The organism is uncultured Campylobacter sp. (assembly GCF_938040115.1).
Lineage (GTDB): Bacteria > Campylobacterota > Campylobacteria > Campylobacterales > Campylobacteraceae > Campylobacter_A.
In genome coordinates this window covers 1-2,168 of record NZ_CALHXD010000201.1, presented here as the reverse complement: position 1 = coordinate 2,168, position 2,168 = coordinate 1, and the positions used below count along the sequence as shown (strand labels likewise).

The window sequence follows — 2,168 nt, the reverse complement described above, 5'->3', positions numbered from 1 at the left end:
ACGGAGATCGCAACTATATAAGAGAACAAAGCGCGCTGGCGGCGTATGTTTGCCTGCTAAAGCTAAAGCCTAGGCTATTTTTGGCGTAAATTTGGGTTAAATTTGCGCCGCTTGTTAAATTTGTCTCTGCTTGCTACGGGCGGTTTGCAGCGTAAATTTCATGTTCCAAGCTAAATTTGACGTTTTATATAGTTTGCTATGAAGCTCAAATTTGACGAATAAAACAAAAAACCGTAAAAACGCCAAAATTTGATGCTTTTGCGTTGCTAGCGCCCTATATGTTAGGACTTTCTAACTCATACACGACGTCCTGTCCACTCTCCACGCTTAGGATGAAGAGCGACTCGCCCTTGATCGCGATAGCGTGCATATCGCCGATGGCAGGCAGCTCGTAGGCATCCACCGCTCTCATCGTCTCTGCGTCCACGACGAGTAGGGTGTTGTAGTTTTTGCTAAGCGCTAGAATTTTGCCGTTTTTCACGTCGGCACCGGTGATGTAGTAATCGTTTAGATCGCGTCCGTCTTTTAGCTCAAGCCCTGCGTCCGGTTTTAGGACGCTTTCGGCGCTTAGGGTTTGATCGTTTTTATCGACCCTGATGACGACGACTTTTTTTGAAACCTCATTCGGCACGGAGAACATATACATAAACTCGCTTGCGGGGTCGCTTGCGATCGATAGGACGTAGGCCTTTTTTGCCCTGACGGTTAGCACGACGGGGCGATCTCTATACCACGAGGTCTTTAGCCCGCCGCTGCTTTCGCGGAAGGTATTCCACTCTTTAAATTTATCGATCTCGCCCTGCGGCGCTTTTTCCACCGCCCAAAGGGTCTTGTTAAAAGCGGTCGTGATGAGCTTGCCGTCTGCAAAGGTGCTATCGACGCTGTATCTGATGTCGTATCCGTTTGGTTTATCTAGGATCGCGCGGTGCGTTATGTTTTGCAGACTGCCGTCTAGAAAATACACTCCCGCAGCCGTCGAGACGACCGCGAACTCATCGCTTGCGGCGTCGTATGCGAGCCCGCCTGCGTTTCCTTGACCGAAGATCCCGGTCGCTTTAAACGCAAGCGGCTTTTTGCTTTTGATCTTAAGGGCGGGTTTTAAATTTTTCACGGCGCCGTCGTTTGGATTTTCGTTAAATTTAAACGCTCCTTCCTCTAAAGCGCCCGCGATGTGCGGCATCTGCACTTTGTTTTTGCCCGTAAGCGAAAATGGTCTTTGCAGCCTCGTCCAAATTTGAGCGGTCCATTTATCGCTCGCTTGAGCTAGATTTAAGCTTATCCTCTCGGGCTCGCCTTTGCCGCTAAAAGGCGGAACGCCCGTGGAGAAGAAGGCCTGAAAGGCGTTTGAGACGATGACGGCGAACGAGATCGCGACGATCGCGGTCGTGTATGCGCTAAAGGGGTTGAAGCTTTCGCTCTGCTCGTCTAGGTTTTGCACTTTCGGCGCAAAAAGCAGCATCACTGGCATTACCAAAACGACGGCCCAATACACGAATGCGCCCCACGTGTAGGTGTGCGCGCCGAAGATCGCGTCGCCAAAGCCCATGCCCACGTCCCACGCAAAGCCGTCGAGCGAGGTGTGGCGGATACTCATAAAAAGCCCGTATGCCGCGCAGATGAAGACCGCCGAGACGTATTTGATCTTGGCTCCGTAGCGCAAGATGAAGATGCCTAAAACGCCGATTAAGATCATGCCGATGCGCTCGAACCAGCATAGCGTGCAGGGGCTCTCGCCCACGACGTATCCGAGGTAGATGTTTGCGATGCCTACGGGGATAGCAAGGATCAGTAAAACCGCCGTGGTCATCAGTAGGTTAAATCTCTTTTGCATAGCGCCCTCCTAATAGCTTCCAAATGGCAATACGGAAGGAAAACTCGCGATAAAATACATCGCAAAGCACAATCCTGCACCGATCATAAAGAGCCTAAAGGCAACTTTTTCTTTCGCGGGCTTTCGCCACACTAGCCATACGGCAGCCGCTAGCAAAACAAGGATCAGTAGTTCCATGCCGTTCTCCTTATCGTGAAAATAGTTATTGAATGGTAATGCAGCTAGGATAAAATTTTACTTAAATTTTAATATTACCTATGAAAATTTATATATTTTTGTAGCGATACGTATTTTGAAACTATATATCAACGGATAAAAAATGATCGATTAAGATAAA

Annotated in this window: 2 protein-coding genes; both read right to left on the bottom strand. The window is 48.9% G+C overall.

The window, feature by feature from the left end:
- Positions 1-274: 274 nt before the first annotated feature.
- Complete coding sequence (locus tag Q0314_RS06895; RefSeq protein WP_298057749.1) at positions 275-1,831, bottom strand: disulfide bond formation protein B; 1,557 nt, start codon at positions 1,829-1,831, stop codon at positions 275-277.
- 9 nt (positions 1,832-1,840) lie between these two features.
- Positions 1,841-2,008, bottom strand: coding sequence for a hypothetical protein (locus Q0314_RS06890; protein ID WP_004320646.1), 168 nt, complete (start codon positions 2,006-2,008; stop codon positions 1,841-1,843).
- Between the last annotated feature and the right edge of the window lie 160 nt (positions 2,009-2,168).